General features: G+C 65.0%; 19 protein-coding genes. 8 read left to right on the plus strand and 11 right to left on the minus strand.

The features are described from left to right. The first annotated feature begins 65 nt into the window (after positions 1-65). Positions 66-593, plus strand: coding sequence for a general stress protein CsbD (locus CH274_RS05445; protein WP_094656846.1), 528 nt, complete (start codon positions 66-68; stop codon positions 591-593). A 30-nt stretch (positions 594-623) separates the two neighbouring features. Next, positions 624-1,277: a hypothetical protein gene (locus CH274_RS05450; protein ID WP_094656845.1), complete on the plus strand. Its 654-nt coding sequence runs from the start codon at positions 624-626 to the stop codon at positions 1,275-1,277. Positions 1,278-1,420: 143 nt separating this feature from the next. Here CH274_RS05450 and CH274_RS05455 read toward each other — a convergent pair whose 3' ends face one another. The 4 genes from CH274_RS05455 to CH274_RS05470 all read right to left on the minus strand — a co-directional run bounded on the left by CH274_RS05455 (position 1,421) and on the right by CH274_RS05470 (position 6,040). After that, positions 1,421-1,909 (minus strand): FBP domain-containing protein, encoded by a 489-nt coding sequence (locus CH274_RS05455; protein ID WP_094630303.1) that lies wholly within the window; start codon positions 1,907-1,909, stop codon positions 1,421-1,423. Position 1,910: 1 nt separating this feature from the next. Then, positions 1,911-2,477, minus strand: coding sequence for a TetR/AcrR family transcriptional regulator (locus CH274_RS05460; RefSeq protein WP_094656844.1), 567 nt, complete (start codon positions 2,475-2,477; stop codon positions 1,911-1,913). Between the two features lie 69 nt (positions 2,478-2,546). Continuing rightward, positions 2,547-4,295 (minus strand): ABC transporter ATP-binding protein, encoded by a 1,749-nt coding sequence (locus tag CH274_RS05465; RefSeq protein WP_094656843.1) that lies wholly within the window; start codon positions 4,293-4,295, stop codon positions 2,547-2,549. After that, positions 4,292-6,040, minus strand: a complete 1,749-nt coding sequence (locus CH274_RS05470) for an ABC transporter ATP-binding protein (protein ID WP_179275636.1) — start codon at positions 6,038-6,040, stop codon at positions 4,292-4,294. Before CH274_RS05470 ends, CH274_RS05465 begins: the two co-directional genes overlap by 4 nt. Before the next feature lie 105 nt (positions 6,041-6,145). Here CH274_RS05470 and CH274_RS29095 point away from each other — a divergent pair, with 105 nt between their 5' ends. The 3 genes from CH274_RS29095 to rsgA all read left to right on the plus strand — a co-directional run bounded on the left by CH274_RS29095 (position 6,146) and on the right by rsgA (position 8,984). Beyond that, positions 6,146-6,319, plus strand: coding sequence for a hypothetical protein (locus tag CH274_RS29095; protein WP_008710019.1), 174 nt, complete (start codon positions 6,146-6,148; stop codon positions 6,317-6,319). A gap of 51 nt (positions 6,320-6,370) precedes the next feature. Next, the gene (locus CH274_RS05475) at positions 6,371-7,819 is read left to right on the plus strand and encodes an alpha,alpha-trehalose-phosphate synthase (UDP-forming) (RefSeq protein ID WP_094656842.1); all 1,449 of its coding nucleotides are present in this window, start codon (positions 6,371-6,373) and stop codon (positions 7,817-7,819) included. Positions 7,820-7,967: 148 nt separating this feature from the next. Further along, complete coding sequence (rsgA, locus tag CH274_RS05480; RefSeq protein WP_094656841.1) at positions 7,968-8,984, plus strand: ribosome small subunit-dependent GTPase A; 1,017 nt, start codon at positions 7,968-7,970, stop codon at positions 8,982-8,984. Between the two features lies 1 nt (position 8,985). Here rsgA and CH274_RS05485 read toward each other — a convergent pair whose 3' ends face one another. After that, entirely contained in the window at positions 8,986-9,216 is a 231-nt protein-coding gene (locus CH274_RS05485) for a hypothetical protein (protein WP_032396068.1), read from the minus strand. A 154-nt stretch (positions 9,217-9,370) separates the two neighbouring features. Between CH274_RS05485 and CH274_RS05490 the strand changes: the two genes are divergently transcribed. Beyond that, positions 9,371-10,786: an MFS transporter gene (locus tag CH274_RS05490; RefSeq protein ID WP_094656936.1), complete on the plus strand. Its 1,416-nt coding sequence runs from the start codon at positions 9,371-9,373 to the stop codon at positions 10,784-10,786. Beyond that, positions 10,783-11,184 carry a MarR family winged helix-turn-helix transcriptional regulator gene (locus tag CH274_RS05495; RefSeq protein ID WP_045196871.1) on the plus strand — a complete coding sequence of 134 codons (402 nt, stop codon included), beginning with the start codon at positions 10,783-10,785 and terminating at the stop codon, positions 11,182-11,184. Before CH274_RS05490 ends, CH274_RS05495 begins: the two co-directional genes overlap by 4 nt. A 3-nt stretch (positions 11,185-11,187) precedes the next feature. Here the strand turns inward: CH274_RS05495 and CH274_RS05500 are convergent, their stop codons facing one another. From CH274_RS05500 to CH274_RS05525, 6 genes are all read right to left on the minus strand, one after another. Further along, a complete protein-coding gene (locus tag CH274_RS05500) occupies positions 11,188-11,949 on the minus strand; it encodes an FAD-binding oxidoreductase (protein ID WP_045200378.1) in 762 nt (253 codons plus the stop codon). A 517-nt stretch (positions 11,950-12,466) separates the two neighbouring features. Next, positions 12,467-12,883 (minus strand): heat shock protein transcriptional repressor HspR, encoded by a 417-nt coding sequence (locus CH274_RS05505; protein WP_045196872.1) that lies wholly within the window; start codon positions 12,881-12,883, stop codon positions 12,467-12,469. Then, positions 12,883-14,058 carry a molecular chaperone DnaJ gene (gene dnaJ, locus CH274_RS05510; RefSeq protein WP_045196873.1) on the minus strand — a complete coding sequence of 392 codons (1,176 nt, stop codon included), beginning with the start codon at positions 14,056-14,058 and terminating at the stop codon, positions 12,883-12,885. The genes CH274_RS05505 and dnaJ overlap by 1 nt, the downstream gene beginning before the upstream one ends. A 30-nt stretch (positions 14,059-14,088) precedes the next feature. Next, positions 14,089-14,721, minus strand: coding sequence for a nucleotide exchange factor GrpE (gene grpE / locus CH274_RS05515; RefSeq protein WP_032396072.1), 633 nt, complete (start codon positions 14,719-14,721; stop codon positions 14,089-14,091). After that, positions 14,718-16,562, minus strand: coding sequence for a molecular chaperone DnaK (dnaK, locus tag CH274_RS05520; RefSeq protein ID WP_032376212.1), 1,845 nt, complete (start codon positions 16,560-16,562; stop codon positions 14,718-14,720). The genes grpE and dnaK overlap by 4 nt, the downstream gene beginning before the upstream one ends. A 304-nt stretch (positions 16,563-16,866) precedes the next feature. Further along, positions 16,867-17,367, minus strand: coding sequence for a Pro-kumamolisin, activation domain family protein (locus CH274_RS05525; RefSeq protein ID WP_094656840.1), 501 nt, complete (start codon positions 17,365-17,367; stop codon positions 16,867-16,869). Positions 17,368-17,664: 297 nt separating this feature from the next. Here CH274_RS05525 and treS point away from each other — a divergent pair, with 297 nt between their 5' ends. Further along, the gene (gene treS / locus CH274_RS05530) at positions 17,665-19,845 is read left to right on the plus strand and encodes a maltose alpha-D-glucosyltransferase (protein WP_032396074.1); all 2,181 of its coding nucleotides are present in this window, start codon (positions 17,665-17,667) and stop codon (positions 19,843-19,845) included. The last annotated feature ends 16 nt before the right edge of the window (positions 19,846-19,861 follow it).

A 19,861-nucleotide genomic window follows, 5' to 3' on the forward strand; every position in this document is an offset into this window, starting at 1 on the left:
CGGGGATCGTATCGTCCGATACCGACGTGGGGTTACTCGAACAGCCAGTGGGTACCTGGTGTTACATGACTGACGAGAACGTAGCGGGCGAAGCACGCAAGGGATTGCTCGACGGAATCAAGGGCAAGGCCAAAGAGGTCGCGGGTGCGGTGACCGGCAACGACTCGTTGACAGCCGAGGGCCAGTTGCAGGCCGCGCAGGCCCGCGAGCGCAAGGAGGCCAATGCCACGGAGCGGGTCGCCGAGGCGCAGGCCACCGAGGCCGCCGAGGAGCTGGCCGATGTGCGCACCGCGGCGGAGAGCCGTCGGGAAGCCGCAGAAGAGAACGCCGCGGTCACCGAGGCCAACGCCGATCGAGTTCGCCAGACCAAGCTCGCCGCCGCCGAACAGGAGAAGCGCGAGGTAGTGGCGCAGGAGCGCGCTGCAGCCGAGGTCGACGCGACCGCCGAGCAAATCGAGGCCGACGAGGATCGTCGCATCGAGCAAGCCGCGGCCGATTCCGACGAGATGGTGGCCGCACAGAAGCACCAGGAAGCACTTCGTCAGGCCGAAGCCGATCGCAAGAAGGCCGAAGAGCTCCGCAACCAGGCCTGAACCACTACCTCATACCAGGAGTTTCGCTTCATGAGCGTTTTAGCCATACCACTGACCATCCTTCGCATCCAGTACAAGATCGCCCGAATTCCGTTGCAGCTCATCGAGACCAACGTCGTCGAGAAGATGAATGCAGAAGCACCCGCGCGACTGGTGTACGAGCACACGCTCGGATCGCTGGACCGCGCCGTCGGAAATCTGTTGGGAGACAAGAGCCTCGCCGACCGCGGCGAGACCCTCGTCGACAGCACCGAGAACCGCGCCGAGGCAGCACGTCTCGACGCCGAGGCTCGGGCCAAGAAGGCCGCGGCCGACGACGAACTGAAGGTCGCTCGCGAGACGGCCGAGAAGGATCGCCGCGCAGCCGACGCCGCCGCGCAGGAAGCCGCACGTGACGCCCGCCAGGAGGCCGAGCAACGCAAGCGCGAGGCCGCTCAGGACGCCGAGCGCAAGGCCGCTGCGGACAAGAAGAAGGCCGACGAGCAGGCCGCTGCCGCCGCGAAGGCCGCCGAGGATCGCAAGAAGGCTCAGCAGGCCCAGGTCGACAAGCAGGAGAAGCTGGCCGCTGCGCCGTCCGAGGCCGAATTGGCCGAGGCCGCCGAGCGTTCCGACGAAGCTGCCGCCAAGAAGGACGAGGCGGAGCGCATCGAGAAGCTGTTCATCGCGGAGAAGAACAAGGACTGACTTCGGTCTTGTCGGCGAATGACGTCGACCGGTCCTATCTCCGACAGGACCTCACACCCTTCTTGCCGACTGCGCGCCCCTACTCGCATCAGAGTATGGGCGCGCAGTGGTCGATCGGGGCGCGCGGTCCCACCATCAGTTGATCAATCGAGGACGCGAGCGAGAAACGCGGCGATGTTGTCTTCGACTGCCGCGGTTCGTGTCGGGACGTCGAAGTCCTCTTTGAACTGACGGCCCAGCGCCGGGGTCTTCTTCTTGCGTGCGTAGAGCGAGCAGGCGAGGTCCGAGCAGATGTAGGTGCCCACCGTGTTGCCGCGCCTGCCGGATTCGCCTGCTTTCGCGGCAGCCATCAGAGACACTCCGCCGTTGGCGTGCGTGGTGAGGCAGATGCTGCACATCTGCGCCGTGCGCGGACCACCGACTTTGTAGCGCAACGAGATTCCGCGCAGGCGATCCTCCGAAGGAACGACGATGTAGCTCCTCCCGGCGAGCTTGGGATCGACCCAACCGAAGAAGTCGAGATCGTCCCACGGCACAGCGTCGAACATGTCGGGAAGGGAGAGCCGACCGGCGTCGCCCTTGGACGAGTTGACGAACGACGACCTGATGTCGCGTTCGGAGATCGGTTCCATGTCACTGCCTCCAGTGCTGTAAGAGTGTGTCGATTCCGTCGAGGATGCGGACCCAGGACTGCTGCGAGTCGGGGGCACTGTGATCGAACGAGCCGGCCGCATCGAGGCTCGAGTAGCCGTGAAAGACACTGCCGAGCAATCGAACTGCGTGTACCTGATCCTCTTCGCCGAGGTCGTACCCGCGGAGAATCGCCTTCATCATCGCCGAGTGACGCACTCCCGCACTCGCGAGAGCGGTCTCGTGATCGAGTGGAAACTGCGTCGCTGCATAGCGACCTGGATGTTCGCGCGAATAGTCGAGATACGCGTTGGCGACGGCAACCAGAGCGTCCTTGCCCGCTCGGCCTGCCAGGGCCTCGGACACCCGATCGGCCAGTTCCTCCAACGCCAGCAGCGCGATCCCGACGTTCAACTCGTGCGAGTTCTTCAGATGCGAGTACAGGCTCGCCACCTTCACGTCGAAGCGTCTGGCTATCTCGCTGGCAGTCACGCGATCGAAGCCGACCTCATCGGCCAGATCCGCTCCTGCCTCCACGATGCGCTGCGCGGTCAATCCTGCGCGTGCCATGCCGGCCTCCTCGTCGATTCGAGGACACCGTAACCAAAACTAATAGCTTTAGGCAAATCCCTACATCGATCAACGGCCTTGCCACGCCTCCCACAACTGTGCGTATCGTCCACCGGCCGCGACCAGCTCCTCGTGCGGACCCTGCTCCAGAATCCGGCCGTGCTCCAACACCACCACGCGGTCGGCCGCAGCGGCCTGCGTCAGGCGATGCGCGACGATCAACGTGCTGCGTCCCTTCGTGGCCGCCTCGGCGGCGGCCTCGAGATCGCGAGCACCGGAACTGCCGGCTTCCGCGGTGGCCTCGTCCAGCACCGCGACGGCGGGATCGGCGAGAACCAAACGTGCCAAGGCCAATTGCTGCGATTGTGCCGCGGTCAACTGGTGCCCACCCTCACCGACCGCGGTGTCGAGTCCGTTCTCGAGCGCCTCGACCCACCCCCACGCTCCGACGGTACGCAGCGCGGCTTCGACGTCGTCGCGACCGGCAGCCGGTGCGGCGAGCCGCACGTCGTCGATCAATCGGCCGGCGAACACGTGGACCTCCTGACTGACGATCGCCACATGTCGTCGTAACCCGTCGCTGCCCAGCGCATCCAGTGATGCTCCGCCGACACGAACCGTCCCCGCCGTCGACGCCATGGATCCGGCCGCGATCGCCGCGATCGTGGATTTGCCTGCACCGGTGGATCCGACGAGTGCGACGGTCTCGCCGTCACCGACCCTCAGGTTCACCCCGTGCAGCACCTCGTGCCCGGACTCGTACTCGTGCCGCAGATCGGTGACGTCCAAGGTGGCGTCGGCGGGCACGGAACCGTCGCCGACCGGTCGCTCGTCGGGGATGTCGATGACGCCGACCAGACGCGCCAACGACGCACCGGCGGACTGGATGTCGTCGAACGTGAACAGCAGGGTGCCGATCGGATTGAACAGGCGATGGAACAGCAGTGCCGCGGCCGTCGTCTCGCCGACGGTGACGTAATCGCCTCGTACGAGCAGGAATCCGGCCAGCAGGATCACCGACAGTCCGACGCACTCGGCGCGGTTGCTCCGAGATCCGAAGCGGGTGAACAGGCGGAACACGTCGACGCCGATGTCTCGGGCCTTCGCCGACGCTCGGTCGATCTCGCTCAGGTGCGCCGACTCGAGTCCGTACGCACGAACGGTTTTCGCGCCCTGCATGCTGCTGACGAACGACTGTGCTCGCTCACCCATCGCGACGCGTTCGGCCGCGTACTTCGGCGCCGAGCGCGGCAGATACCACCGCAGCGCGAGGACGTACATCGGCAGCGCGACGAGCCCCGCCAGGCCGAGCCGCCAATCGATGCCGAGCATCGTGATCATGCTCAGACACACGAGCAGGATCGCACCGACCAGCTGCGGGATCACCTCGCCGATCGACTTGGCCATCACCGCGACGTCGTCGCCCACCCGGGAGAGCAAGTCGCCCTTGCCCACTCGCTCCAACGTGGCAACGGGCAGATGCAGCGCGCGGCGCACGACGGCCTCACGCAGCGACGCCAGAATGCCCTCACCGAGAGTGCTGATGAGATAACCGCTGAAACCGGTGACGATGCCGCCGATCACCGCGGCCACCGAGATCACGACGACGACACCGATGATCGTCGACGTGTCGGCACCGTCGCGAACACGGTCGACCAGAACACCCAGCACGTAGACCGGTACCAGCGACATGGCCGCGGCAACCGCGCCGAGCAGCAGCGTCACCGCGGTGCGAACTTTCCGCAGACGCAGCTGTTCCAGCAGCCACCGACCGGAGCGAGCACCGGTGGCGATGGGAAGAAGTTCGGGGGCGGTCATCGCAGCACCGCGTCCTTGTACTGCGCGTCCGAGGACGCGAGATGGTGGTGCGTGCCCTCGGCGACGACGCGACCGTCGTCGACGACGAGAACGCGATGGGTCACCGACAGCAACGCGGGGCTCGTGGTGATGAGGATCGTTGTCTGCGAGCCTCGTTCGGTATGTCGAAGTTCGGCGATGCCGCGGGCGATGGCGTGCTCGGTGACGGCGTCGACGGCCGTGGTGGGGTCGTGCAGCACCAGGACCGGTGCGTCGACCGACAGTGCGCGCGCCAACGCCACTCGCTGGCGTTGGCCGCCCGACAGGCTGGCTCCGCGGTCGGTGACGGCGTGATCGAGACCGGCCTCGTGCAATTCGACGACGTCGGTGGCCGCGGAGGCGTGCAGCACGACGTCGAGTTCGGCGTCGGGCCGCTCCCGGCCTGCGGTGACGTTGCTGCGGACGGTTCCCGCGAACAGGTCGGTGATGTGGGGTTCGACGAGCACGGTCTCTCGGGCGCGTCGAAGATCGATCTCTCCCGCCGTGATGTCGCCGATACGAACCGATCCGGTGTAGTCGGCGTCGGAGATCTGACCGGACAGCAGCGTAGCGAGCGATTCCCCGTCCTGCGGCCGGTACGTGACCACGCCGAGCATCTCGCCCGGTTCGGTGCGGAACGTGAGACCGTCGAGCGATCGGAACCGAACGTCGTCGACGGCAAGATCTGTGTCTATCGGAACCGTTGACTCGGACTGCGGTAGAACGTGTTCCGCGCCGAGTACGAGGGCGAGCCGATCGGCGGATCCGCGCACCATCGCCACCACGCCGGGGATCTTCGACAATCCGGTGAGAGGTTCGATGACGAACTGAGCGAGGCCGATGACGGTGATCAACTCACCGACCGAGATCCGGCCCTGCAATGCGAACCAGCCGGCGGTACCGGCGATCCCGACGGCCAGCAACGCGTTGACCGTTGCCGACAGGCCCTGATAGACGTTGTTCGCGCGAGCGAGCTTCAGAGTCGCAGCCAACGCTGTTCGACTCGATGTCACGAATCGCTGCGTCGCGGCATCCTCGGCACCGATTCCGCGAAGCGGCCGGACACCGCTGACCAGATCGGTTGCCATACCCGACACCCCGGCCACCTCGGCCTGCTGCGCAGTGGCAGCACGGGTGAGTAACGGAGCGAGTCGTTGCAGCGCGATGAGGATGACCGGTGTCCCGATGACGACGGCGAGACCGAGCGGAACGTCGATCACGATCAGCGCGACGGCGGACGCGACGACCGCCACCGCGGACGCGAAGACCCGTGCGATCAGATCGAGGATCCAGGACTCCTTCTCGGCGTCGGACGTCGAGACCGTCAGCAACTCGCCCGCCGACAACTCGGTACGCACACCCCGCGGATCGAGGACGCGACCGGCGACCTCCACGCGCACCAGGTGCGCCTCCCGCTCGATGGCGACCACGATGATGCGGGCACCGATCCGCCACGCGTACGACAGGGTGACGAACAAGGCCGCCAGACCGACCAACGAGAGCACCATCGCGGTCACATCACCGGTGTCGACGGCCCGCGAGACGATCAGTCCGATCGCCACCGGGACCATCGTTTCGCACAGTTGATGCACCCCGAACAGCAGCGACGAGACGATCAGGCGGGTGCGATGCCGTCGAACGGTGCGACGCAGAATTGCGGAGCCGGTGGCCGGAGAGGGCACCTCCACCACTGTCCTAGCACGGCGGAGCGGCACAGAAACGGTCATTTGCTGCAGCCTAGGGCATCGGGAACTGGCGATGGGGTGCCACATTTACATAGAGTCGGGACCAACGAACCCCGTGTAAGCCCAGCAGAGAGTACGGAGAACACCATGCCTGCCAAGACCTCAACCGACAACGACATCGCCGACGAAGACATCGTCCCACTCGAATACGAGACGGCCAGCCAGGCTCAGCGCGTCGTCGCGGCCTACGCGACCGATGCCGACGAGTGCCGCATGTTGCTGTCGATGTTGGGTATAGATCCCGTAGCGAAGACCGACTGACGCTCTTCGCAGGACTGTTTACCCAAGGATCTACAAGCGGATTGGACAGTTGTGGCTGACGCCTCGCAGGGTTCGGATTTTGTCGTCGTAGCCAACCGGTTGCCGGTCGATCTGGAAAAGCTCCCGGACGGGAGCACACGATGGAAGCGAAGCCCTGGCGGGTTGGTCACCGCTCTCGAACCGATTCTGCGTGCCAACAAGGGCGCGTGGGTGGGGTGGGTCGGCGTCTCGGACGTCGACGTCGAGCCGTTCGTCGAGGACGACCTGCAGCTGCGGCCGGTGCCGATCAGCGAGAAGGAGTACACCCAGTACTACGAGGGCTTCTCCAACGCGGCACTGTGGCCGCTCTACCACGACGTCATCGTCAAGCCGGAGTACGACCGCGACTGGTGGAACGCCTACGTCGAGGTGAACCGTCGCTTCGCCGAGAAGACATCCGAGGCCGCGGCACAGGGCGCGACGGTCTGGATTCAGGACTACCAGCTCCAGCTCGTCCCGAAGATGCTGCGGATGCTGCGCCCCGACCTGACCATCGGATTCTTTCTGCACATCCCGTTCCCGCCGATCGAGCTGTTCATGCAGATGCCGTGGCGCACCGAGATCGTCGAAGGACTGCTCGGTGCGGACCTCATCGGGTTCCACCTGTCCGGCGGTGCTCAGAACTTCCTCTACCTTGCCCGACGCCTCGCCGGGGGAACCACGTCCCGCGGAACCGTCGGAGTGCGGTCGAAGTTGGGCGTCGTGCAGGTCGGCTTCCGGACCGTGCGAGTCGGCGCGTTTCCGATCTCCATCGATTCCGGTGACCTCGACACCAAGTCTCGCTCCAAGGCCGTCCGTGATCGGGCCAAGCAACTGCGCAAGGACCTGGGCAACCCCAAGCGCATCATGCTCGGCGTCGATCGCCTCGACTACACCAAGGGAATCGACGTTCGGCTCAACGCGTTCCGCGAACTGCTCGAAGAGGGCCGCGTCGATCCGGCCGAGAACGTCATCGTGCAGTTGGCGACGCCCAGCCGTGAGCGCGTCGAGAGCTACGTCGCCATGCGCGGTGAGATCGAGCAGCAGGTGGGCCGCATCAACGGCGAGTACGGCCAGGTGGGCCATCCCGTGGTGCACTACCTGCACCGGCCCATCCCCCGCGACGACCTGCTGGCCTACTTCGTCGCCGCCGACGTCATGCTGGTCACCCCATTGCGCGACGGCATGAACCTGGTCGCCAAGGAGTACGTGGCCTGCCGCAGCGATCTCGGTGGCGCACTGGTGCTCAGTGAATTCACCGGTGCCGCAGCCGAATTGCGACAGGCATACCTGTGCAACCCGCACGACCTCGACAGCGTGAAGGACGCGATCATCGGAGCCCTCGAGCAGGACCCGGAGTCGGGCAAGCGTCACATGCGCGCCATGCGCAGGCAGGTTCTCGCCCACGACGTCGATCGCTGGGCGCGCTCGTTCCTCACCGCGCTCGCAGCGCCGGCGGAGGGCACCAACCTCACCCGATAAATTCGCTTTCCTTCGACCCGTCGACGGCTGTAACTTTGCCGTCGACGGTTTCTTTTTGTGTATTCCAACAGTGAGGAGGTGGGCATCGTGGCCACCTGGACGAGCGCACACCCGAGCCCACGTCACTCCTCTCCGAAGGAACCCTCGCATGTCCTCTCTACTTCACTACGGCCTCGATCGGCACTGGCTCGATGAGTTCGAAAAGCATTCTCAGGACGCAGTTCTCGCCCGCATAGTTCGCGTCGACCGCGGCGGATTCGACGCCGCCACCGAGAACGGAATCGCTCGATGTACGGGCGGTGCCGTCTGCACCGGGGATTGGGTGGCACTCGACGGAGAATCGTTCCGGCTGATCGCCATCCTGCCCCGCCGCACGGCCGTCGAACGCGCCTCCGCCGGAACCACATCCGACACACAGGTTCTCGCAGCCAACGTCGATACCGTCGTCGTCACGGTCGCGTCGGACACCGACCTCGACCTCGGTCGCGTCGAGCGCTACATCACCCTCGCCTGGGGCAGCGGCGCTGTTCCCGTCCTCGCGATAACCAAGACCGACAGCGGAAGCGTCGCCGAAGAAGTGTTGTCGTCCGCCGCGCCGGGCGTCACCGTGTGCAGCACCAGTGCAGTATCGGACGGCGGAATCGATTCGCTGGCAGCACATCTGCGCGGCACGGTCGCCCTGATCGGCCCGTCGGGATCGGGCAAGTCGACACTCGGCAACGCTCTGTTGGGCGGTGCGGTTCTCGCCACCGGGGCGACCCGCGAGGGCGACGGCAAAGGCAGGCACACGACGGTGCATCGGGAATTGGTGCCCATCGCGGAGAGAGAACTGGTGCTGCTCGACACGCCTGGACTACGTTCGGTGGGCGTCCAAGGATCGGAAGACGCTGTGGCGAGTGCCTTCTCCGACATCGACGAACTCGCCGCGTCGTGTCGATTCGCTGACTGCGCGCACGAACGCGAACCCGGGTGCGCGGTACTCGCCGCCGTCGACGCGGGCGAGCTCACCGAGAGACGGTTAGGCAACTACCGAAAGCTGTTGCGGGAGAACGCCTGGGCCACCTCCAGGCACGATGCACGAGCACGCAGCGAGAAGCTGCGTGAGTACAAGCAGATCTCGAAGTCGCTGCGCCAGAAGTACGCAGTCGACGGTAGAGGGCGGTAGGTCAGCTCTCGTCGAACAGTGAGGGGCTGTCGGTCTCCGTCTCGGCCTGCCGAGCCGAACCTTCACTGTTCGACGCTTTGCGCACCACCTCGACCGTGGTGGTGCGTACCGACAACCGATGACCGTCGTGATGCTCGAGCAACGCCAGACCCTGACGGATCTCGAGCACCTTCCACGGGCCGGCATGCCCGGACGCCTGAACCAGGTCGCCTGGTGCGATCTCGGAAGCCACTGTTGTTCTCCATTCAGCGAGCAATCGGGTTCGAGCAAGTCTGTGACACACACCCTATCGGGCCTGCCTGGCCCGCATCTCACTTGCTCGTCGAACAATTTAGGAGTACTCATGTAATAGTTGTAGATATACAAGCATTATCGTGGAGGTGAACGTGGCCGAGTTGACTCGACGACACCGATATCTCGTGCTCGGCATCTGCTGCCTGAGCCTGTTCCTCGTCAGCACCGACAACACGATCGTCAACGTCGCGCTGCCGTCGATGCGCGCGGATCTGAACGCATCGGTCTCGGGTCTGCAATGGATCATCGACGCATACACGCTGGTCGTGGCATCACTGTTGATGCTCGGCGGCTCGATGGCCGACAAGTACGGCCGCAAGCGCTTCTTCCTGATCGGCACCGGAACGTTCGTCCTCGGCTCCCTGCTGTGCAGCATCGCACCGTCGCTCGGCTGGCTCGTCGCCTTCCGCATGCTCCAGGCAATCGGTGGCTCGATGATGAACCCCGTCGCGATGTCGATCATCACCAACACCTTCACCGATCCGAAAGAACGCGCAGGAGCGATCGGCATGTGGGGTGCCGTCGTCGGCATCTCGATGTCGGCCGGCCCCGCCCTCGGCGGAGTCCTCGTCACCGGTGCCGGTTGGCAGTCGATCTTCTGGATCAACGTTCCGATCGGAATCTTCGCGCTGGCGATGACACTGAAGTTCGTCCCGGAATCCAAAGCCGAACACTCACGCAAATTCGACCCTGCAGGCCAGTTCCTCATCTTCGCGTTCCTCGCGTCCCTCGTGTTCACCATCATCGAAGGTCCCGCGAAGGGTTGGGGATCCCCGCTGATCGTGTTCACCGGCGCCGTCGCCGTCGGCTCTCTCGTCGGACTACTGCTGGTCGAGTCGCGGATCGAGGAACCGCTCATCCAACTGAAGTTCTTCAGGAGCGCACCCTTCAGCGGAGCGACGGTGATCGCCGTGTGCGCGTTCGCATCCCTCGGCGGATTCCTGTTCCTCAACACCCTCTACCTGCAGGACGTGCGCGGATACTCACCACTGCACGCCGGTCTCTACACCCTGCCGATGGCGTTGATGACCTTGATCTTCGCGCCGATCTCCGGTCGCATCGTCGGCACCCTCGGAGCGCGCATTCCGCTGCTCGTCGCCGGAGTCGGCTTCGTGGCCTCGGCACTGATGCTCACCCGACTGACTCCGACGACGTCGTTCGCATGGCTGGCCGTCGCATACGTGATCTTCGGAATATCCTTCGGCATGGTCAACGCCCCGATCACCAACACCGCGGTGTCCGGAATGCCACGCAGCCAGGCCGGAGTGGCATCTGCCATCGCATCGACGAGCAGGCAGGTGGGTCAATCGCTCGGCGTGGCCGTCGTCGGATCCATCGTCACGGCGAGCATCGTCGGCGAGATCTCCGCCGGCTTCACCGCCGCCGCGGTCCCTGCCTGGTTCGTCATCGCAGGCGCAGGCGTGATCGTCACCGCGCTCGCAGTGGTCACCACCGGCCGATGGGCACGCGCAACCGCCGATCGAATCGACCAACCGGTGCTCGTATGACCGGCGATGCAGCACACGTCTGGCGCGAGATGCGCGCACTGATGCTCGAGAAGCACGACACCCGACGAGCCGTCGCCGACGCCACCGGGATGAGCTTCCTACGAGCAAAGCTGCTGACCAAGCTGCTCACCGGCGATCGGACGATCACCGAGCTGGCCGAGATCCTCGCCTCCGACGCGCCGTACATCTCGCTCAACGTCCGCGAACTCGAGAAACGCGAGCTGGTTCTGCGTACCGAAGATCCCGAGGATCGCCGACGCCGCATCATCGGACTCACCGACACCGGACGTCTCCTCGCCGAGAAGGCCCGAGCGATCGCCGACGCCCCGCCACCGGAATTCACGACAGTTTCCGCCGAAGACCTGGCGCATCTGCGTCGGATTCTGCAGCTGCCCTGATGTTCAGAGGACAGTGCTCGAGCGGCGGATGGTGTCGAGTGGGGTGCCGATTTCGACGAGCGCGCGCACGGTCGCTGCTTCCATACCCGGTGAGCCGCAGACAAGGATCTGGCGATCCGGGAACGGCCCCTGCGTCGCGACGACGTCGGCCACACTGCCCTCCCAGCAATGCTCCGGCTCGAAGAACGATGCGCTGGAACCGATCTCGGCATGAATGCGGTCGTTCCACCGATCCGACGCCCACGGCTCGTGCAACTGATCGACCACGGGTACCACCGTCAACCACCGGAACTCCGCCGCCATCAGCCACAGCATGTCGCCCGCATACAGATCACGAGGCGACTTACCGCCGACGAAGAGCGTCACGTTCGGCGGCTGCTCTCGACGTGTGAGGTCGAGCAGAATCGCCCGCAACGGAGCGAGACCGGTCCCACCCGCGATCATGACCACATCGCGCCCCGAATCGTCGACATGGAGACCACCCTGCGGATCGCTGATCTGCCACACATGACCCGGCCGCGTCTCGTTGACGATCGATCCGCTCACCCAACCGGCAGGCACGGCTCGAACATGGAATTCCAGCTTGCCGTCTCGAGAAGGCGGCAACGCAGGTGAGTACCGCCGCGTCAGAGCAGTGTTCTGAGGAACCGTGACCGACACCGACTGGCCCGCCCGAAACGGCACCGCGTCGCCCTCGAGTCTGATCACGGCGAGATCGTTCCGAAGACGGTGATACTGAACGACCGTCGAACTCCACGCCTGCATGCCGACCAGAATAGGGGTCGGCGCCGGGTGTCTCGCAAACGCGCGCGCGTTGGGCGGGCGCGTCGGGTGGGCGCGCGTCGGGGTCGAGGTCGAGGTCGGCGCGCGTCGGGGTCGAGGTCGGGGTCGCGCGTCGGGGTCGGGCGCGCGTTGGGGTCGCAAACGCGCGCGCATTCGCTGAACGCGCGCGAAATGGCGACCGAATCACCGGCAAAACTGCACGCACCTGACAAAAGCGCGCGCGTTTGCAAGGATGTGCGCCCGAGACACCCATAACGCAGCCCCCGTGAACCGAGCCCGACCCGCGCAGCCCCGCCCAGGTTCGCTCCCTCAGCACCACTCGCCACCGCAAACGCGCGCGCATTCGCTGAACGCGCGCGAAATGGCGACCGAATCACCGGCAAAACTGCGCGCACCCGACAAAAGCGCGCGCGTTTGCGAACAGACGGGGCCGAAACTGCGCGCACCTGACAAAGGCGCGCGCTTTTGCGAACAGACGCGGGAGAAACGTGAAGCGAAGCTAACGCTGGTGGCGCGGCTTCCAGACCACGAGAGCGTTGCGCTGGATCGGCACCAGGTCGCGGCGATAACTGGCGTGCACGTTGGCCAAATCCTGAGCCAACTCCGAAACCCGTGCCTGCAATGCCTCGACCTGATTGGTCAGCTCGATGATGCGCTTGATACCGGCGAGGTTGACGCCTTCGTCCTGCGAGAGTCGCTGCACTTCACGGAGCAGTGCGACGTCACGCGGGGAGTAGCGTCGACCGCCGCCGGTGGTGCGGTGCGGGGTGACCAGTCCGAGCCTGTCGTAGGTGCGCAGCGTCTGCGCGTGCATACCGGCCAGCTGTGCCGCGACGGAGATCACGAAGACCTGGGCGTCGGGATCAGCTTGACCGCCACCGGCTTTCGCGGATCCACCCTCGGGAGGGACCGACATCACACACCTGCCCACCCGGCCCGCGGGTCGAATCCGCTGGCCTTCTCGGCTTCCAGATAAGTCTTCAGAGCGTCGGTGGCAGCATCGTCCAGTTTTTGCGGGACGGCAACTTTGACGGTCACCATCAGATCGCCGGTACCGGACTTCTTCGGCACACCGCGACCGCGCACACGCAACACTCGGCCGTCGACGGTGCCGGGTGGAACCTTCACTCCCACGCGACCGTCGAGGGTGGGCACCGACAACGTGGTACCCAGCACCAGTTCGCCGTAGCTCACCGGAACGGTCACCGTCAGGTCGTCGCCCGTGCGGCCGAATACCTTGTCGGGCTTGACCCGTACGGTCACGAACAGGTCGCCCGACGGCGCGCCGCGCAGGCCTGCTTCGCCCTGACCGGCGAGTCGCACCTTCTGGCCGTCACTGATGCCGGCCGGGACGCGCACGGTAATGGTCCGGGTGCGGTTCTGCACTCCGGTTCCGCGGCAGTCGGCGCACGGGTCGTCGATGATGGATCCGCTTCCGCGGCAGTCGTCGCACGGCTCACTGAAGCCGAACGCGCCTTGGTTTCTGTTGACGACGCCTTGGCCGTTGCATCGGGGGCACACCCGCGGGCTGGTTCCGGGCTTCGCGCCGCTGCCGTGGCAGGTGGTGCACGAGGACGGGCTGGTCAGCTTCAAAGGGACCGTGACGCCCTGTGCCGCTTCACGGAACTGCAGTGAGGTCTCGGTCTCGACGTCGCTGCCGCGTCGGGGCCGGTTGCTCTGGGTGCGCTGCTGCGCGCCGCCGCGATTGAATAGGCCGCCGAACAGGTCGCCGATTCCGCCGTCGCCGCCGCCCTGACCGAATATGTCGCCGACGTCGAAGGTCTGGCCTCCACCGCCGAATCCGCCTGCACCGGGCGAGAATCCACCGCCACCGCGGCTACCGAATCCGCCCGAGGCGAACAGTCGTCGTGCTTCGTCGTATTCCTTGCGCTTGGCCGGGTCGGCGAGGACGGCATGCGCCTCGCTGACCGCCTTGAACTTGTTCTCGGCCGAGGCGTTGCCGGGATTGGCGTCGGGATGGTTGTCCCTGGCCAACTTTCGGTACGCCTTCTTGATCTCTTCTGCAGTCGCGCTGGAGGAAACGCCCAGCTCCTTGTAGAAGTCCTTCTCGATCCACTCCCGCTGGCTCACCGGGCGTTTCCTCCTCTCGCTGTTTTCTGTCTACTGCTCGTCGGACGCAGGTGCATCCGATTCTTGCGCTGCACTGTCCACGACGCCGACCATCGCGGTCCGCAGGACGCGCTCGCCGAGCTTGTAGCCCGGACGCATCAGCGTCCCGACGACCGGACTGCTGCCGTCGCCCTCGTGGGAGACGGCCTCGTGGATGGCCGGGTCGAAGGCGTCGCCCTCGGCTCCGAAGGTGGTCAGGCCGATGTTCGAGAACACCCCTGCCAACTTGTCTGCCACTGCCTTGAGCGGTCCGGTTTCGAGATCGCCGTGCTGGCGAGCTCGCTCGAGGTCGTCGAGAACCGGAAGGAGCTGCGAGACGACGGACGCCTTGGCGTTCTCCGCTCCGGTCTGCTTCTCGCGGTCGGTGCGACGCCGGTAGTTGGCGTACTCCGCCGAGACGCGCTGCAGATCTGCGGTGAGTTCTGCGACCTGAGTGTCACGCGGGTCTTCCACGACGTCACCGTCGACGGTCCCTTCGTCCACCGAGTCGGGCTGGGGCGCAGCCCCGGTGCCCACCAGGGGCTCCGGAACTGCGTCACCTTCCCGTACTTCACCGGTCTCGGGATCGATCTTTCGCTTGTCCACGAAAGTGACCGGTTCTTGCTCGGTGTTCTCCGACGTCACTTCTTGTCCGTGTCGTCGGCGGGCTCGTCGACAACCTCTGCGTCGACGACACCGTCGTCAGCGGCCTGGGCGCCACCCTCTGCGCCGCCCTGCTCCTTGGCCTGAGCCTCGTAGATGGCGGTGCCGAGAGCCTGCGACTCGGTCGAGAGCTTCTCCACGGCGGTCTTGACTGCCGAGATGTCGCTGCCCGCGAGAGCCGTCTTGGCGTCGGCGATAGCGGTTTCGACGCGTCCCTTGAGCTCGGCGTCGACCTTGTCCTCGTTGTCCTTGACGAACTTCTCCGTCTGGTGGACGAGGGACTCGGCCTGGTTGCGGACCTCGGCCTCTTCGCGACGAGCCTTGTCCTCGTCTGCGTGAGCTTCCGCGTCGGCGACCATGCGGTCGATCTCTTCCTTGGACAGGCCGGAGCCGTCCTGGATCTTGATCGTGTTCTCCTTGCCGGTGCCCTTGTCCTTGGCCGTGACGTGCACGATGCCGTTGGCGTCGATGTCGAAGGTGACCTCGATCTGCGGGACGCCGCGAGGAGCCGGGGGCAGCTCGGTCAGCTCGAAGGAGCCGAGGAGCTTGTTGTGCGAGGCGATCTCGCGCTCACCCTGGAAGACCTGGATCTGCACCGAGGGCTGATTGTCGTCAGCGGTGGTGAAGGTCTCGGAACGCTTCGTCGGGATGGTGGTGTTGCGCTCGATGAGCTTGGTCATGACGCCACCCTTGGTTTCGATACCGAGGGACAGCGGCGTGACGTCGAGGAGCAGAACGTCCTTGACCTCACCCTTGAGCACACCGGCCTGCAGTGCAGCACCGACGGCCACGACCTCGTCCGGGTTGACGCCCTTGTTGGGCTCGCGTCCACCGGAGAGTTCCTTGACCAGCTCGGAGACGGCGGGCATACGCGTCGAACCACCGACGAGCACGACGTGGTCGATGTCCTTGACGGCGATGCCGGAGTCCTTGACCACTGCCTGGAACGGCGCACGGGTGCGGTCGAGCAGGTCGGAGGTGATCTTCTGGAACTCCGAGCGGCTGAGCTGCTCGTCGAGGAACAGCGGGTTCTTGTCGCCGTCGACCGTGATGTACGGGAGGTTGATCGAGGTGCTCTGCCCGGAGGACAGTTCGATCTTCGCCTTCTCGGCAGCCTCACGCAGACGCTGCAGAGCCATCTTGTCCTTGGTCAGATCGATGCCGTTCTGAGCCTTGAACTTGTCGACGAGCCAGGTCACGATGCGCTCGTCCCAGTCGTCGCCACCGAGGTGGTTGTCGCCGGACGTCGCACGGACCTCGACGACGCCGTCGCCGATTTCCAGGAGCGAGACGTCGAACGTGCCGCCACCGAGGTCGAACACGAGGATGGTCTGCTCGCTGTCGCCCTTGTCCAGTCCGTATGCGAGAGCTGCCGCGGTGGGCTCGTTGACGATGCGCAGGACGTTGAGGCCGGCGATCTGGCCGGCTTCCTTGGTGGCCTGACGCTGTGCGTCCTCGAAGTAGGCGGGAACGGTGATGACCGCGTCGGTGATTTCCTCACCCAGGTAGGCCTCGGCGTCGCGCTTGAGCTTCTGCAGCGTGCGCGCGGAGATCTCCTGAGGGGTGTACTTCTTGCCGTCGATCTCCACGGTCCAGTCCGTGCCGACGTGGCGCTTCACGGAACGAATCGTGCGGTCGACGTTGGTGACCGCCTGGTTCTTCGCGGGCTGGCCGACCAGCACTTCACCGTTCTTGGCGAAAGCGACGATCGACGGGGTGGTGCGTGATCCCTCGGAGTTGGCGACGACAACCGGTTCGCCGCCCTCGAGGACGGACACGACCGAGTTGGTGGTCCCGAGGTCGATACCGACCGCACGAGCCATAATGTTTCCTCCTGTTGTTGCGTGGATTCAGTCCCTGGGTGAGCGAACTCCACTCAAGTTTGCATAACGCGATCTGTCGCGTCAACTTCCAACTTGAGCCTCATCCACTCAAGGCTGCTGACCTGCACAACGGAGGGTGTGGCGAATTTGTTCCCGAGGGAGCGGCTGCGCCGCACGTGCATGGAAATTCGGTGCCTGCTACGAACTTCTACTCACATGGGGCGAAGCCCCTCCACAGCAGTACGCCGCGACGATCAGCAAGGATCGTCGCGGCGCAGCGGGGAGAAAGCTGTTGCGGAAGGAATTACTCGGCAGGCTCCTCGGCCGGTGCGGGAATGCAGCTGTGGCTGAGAAGGCCACCGGTGATGTTGTCGAGGAAGTTCGCATCGAGTGCACTGGCGAATGCCGCGGCACCGGCGGGACGAGCGATCCATTCACGATCGACCGAGGGCACCGTGTACGTGGCCGCTTCGCCTGCCTCGATGGTCGCCTCGGTGTTCTGACCCTGCACGCCCGGCAGTGCGCCGTAGTTGACGTTGACGTTCGAGGCGTCGTCCGCGCCGACGTTGTCGACCTTGACCTGCAGTGCGACGACACCGCCCTCGGGTGCGTCCTCGACCGTGGTGTCGCAGACGGCGGCCATGGTCACCACCAGGTCCGGGCTTTCGAGCACCACCGAGCCGAACGGGCCGACGGGTTCGGGTGCCGGTTCGGCCGATGCTGCCGGTGCGAGGGCGACCGCACCGATGGCGGCGGCCAGAGCGGCCGTCGAGGCCAGGATCGATGTGCGGGCAAGACGTCGCATGAACAACTCCTGTAGCTGAGGGGGATGTGACTCATGAGTCTGATGTGACAGATGGGTCAGTTGGTACCTGACTCACTATGGCCTATCCGAATCAGACATTCCACACCAGGCGGTCTCGATTCGATGACGTTCGCATATCGAAGGAAAGGGCCCCTGGCGAATCACATCCGTGTAGTTCGGCGTAGGTTTCACCGGTCGGCGAGCCAGGTTTCACCGCTCACCGATCAGGGGAACCACAACCCTGCGGATCGGCCGCGCCCTACGTAGGGTTGAGGAAAAGCGAGGCTACGGAGGCACATGGATCCCGAAGTGCAGCACGAACCGAGCGAGATCACCTACGACGAGAAGTTCTATCCGGCTCGGCCGAAACCACTTCGACCCTCGGTGCGTCGCGCCAACCGAAGCAACAGCCCCACTCCCGACAGCGAACCGGTGGCGTCGAACCCCGAGTACGTGGACTGGCTCACCGAACAGTCGATGCTGCGCGATGCCAAGTTGATCGCCGAGCAACTCTCGGGCAAGGGCAGCATGTGGCAGAACCCGTATGCCGACCCCGATCCGCGCGCCGCCGTCGAGCGCGCACCGGTGTGGTTCACCGCGTATCCCATCTCTGTGATCAACGCCCCACAGACGAGTTTCCTGAGCACTCTCGGCGACGAGAAGCTGTGGCAGGCGTTCTCCGAAATCGGTGTCACCGCAGTGCATACCGGCCCGGTGAAGGTGGCAGGCGGTATCCACGGTTGGCGTCCGACCCCCTCGGTCGACGGACACTTCGACCGGATCGGCATGCAGATCGACCCCGCATTCGGATCGGAAGAAGAGTTCCGACGCCTGTGCGTGGTGGCCTCGGCGTACGACGGCATCGTGATCGACGACATCGTTCCCGGCCATACCGGCAAGGGCGCGGACTTCAGACTTGCCGAGATGGCCGTGGCCGACTACCCCGGCATCTACCACATGGTCGAGATCGAACCGCAGGACTGGCATCTGCTGCCGCGAGTGCGGGCCGGTGCCGATTCTCAGAACATCGACGCCGAGGCCGAGGCCAATCTCGCCCGCGCCGGATACATCATCGGTCAGCTGCAGCGTGTCATCTTCTACGAGCTCGGCGTGAAGGAAACCAACTGGAGCGCAACACCTCCCGTCGTCGGTATCGACGGCGTCGAACGTCGCTGGGTGTACCTGCACTACTTCAAGGCCGGTCAGCCGTCGATCAACTGGCTCGATCCCTCCTTCGCCGGAATGCGACTGGTGATCGGCGACGCGTGCCATTCCATCGCCGATCTGGGTGCAGGCGCATTGCGGTTGGACGCCAACGGTTTTCTCGGTGTGGAGCGTCGAGCCGAGGGACCGGGCTGGTCCGAGGGCCATCCACTGTCCGAGGCAGCGAACCACCTGATCGCCAGCGTGGTGCGCAAGATGGGCGGGTTCACCTTCCAGGAGCTGAACCTGACCATCGACGACATCAAGGCCATGGGTGCCAACGGAGCCGATCTGTCGTACGACTTCATCAACCGCCCGGCATATCAGCATGCCCTCGTCATGGGGAACACCGAATTCCTCAGGCTCACCATGACTTTGGCCCGCGATCACGGCGTCGACACGGCGTCTCTGGTGCACGCGTTGCAGAACCACGACGAGATGACGTTCGAGCTCATCCATTTCGCCACCCTGCACGCCGAGGACGAGTTCACCTACGGCGGCGAGGCGGTCAAGGGCAGCGATCTGGGTGACCGTATTCGCGGTGAGCTGACCGATCGACTCACCGGACGGTGGGCACCGTACAACCGAACGTTCACCACCAACGGAATCGCCTGCACCACAGCGAGCGTGATCACCGCATCGCTGGGCATCCGCGATCTGGACCGCATGGACGAGCGAGACATCGACACCGTCAAGCGGGCTCACCTGCTGTTGGCGATGTACAACGCGTTGCAGCCGGGCGTGTTCGCCCTGTCGGGCTGGGATCTGCTCGGCATTCTGCCCATCGACGCCGAGGAGGTCGACGACCTCATCCGCGAAGGTGACACTCGGTGGCTCAACCGTGGTGCACACGATCTGATGGGGTACTTCCCCGAGGCCGTGCGCTCGGAGTCGGGGATTCCCCGCGGGCGCAGCCTGTACGGCTCGCTCCCCGAGCAGCTGGCCGACCCACAGTCGTTCGCCCGCCAGTTGGCGCGAATCATCGAGTTGCGCAAGCGGTTCGGAATCGCAACCGCTCAGCAGATCGATATTCCGACGGTCTCGCACAAGGGCCTGCTGGTCATGGTGCACGAGCTCAGCCAGGGAACCATCCAGGCGACGGTACTCAACTTCTCGTCCGAGGAGATCAGTGCCACCATCCAGTCCAAGCACCTGGTGCCCGGTACATGCGCCGTCGATGTCTTCGACGACAACGAAATCGCCACCGTTGACGAGCTGAACAGCTTCCCGATGACCCTGCGTCCGTACGAGGGTGTGCCGGTGGTGCTGCGCTGAGACAGCGGCCCGTCAC

This window comes from Rhodococcus sp. 06-418-5 (assembly GCF_002258285.1).
Classification (GTDB): domain Bacteria; phylum Actinomycetota; class Actinomycetes; order Mycobacteriales; family Mycobacteriaceae; genus Rhodococcoides.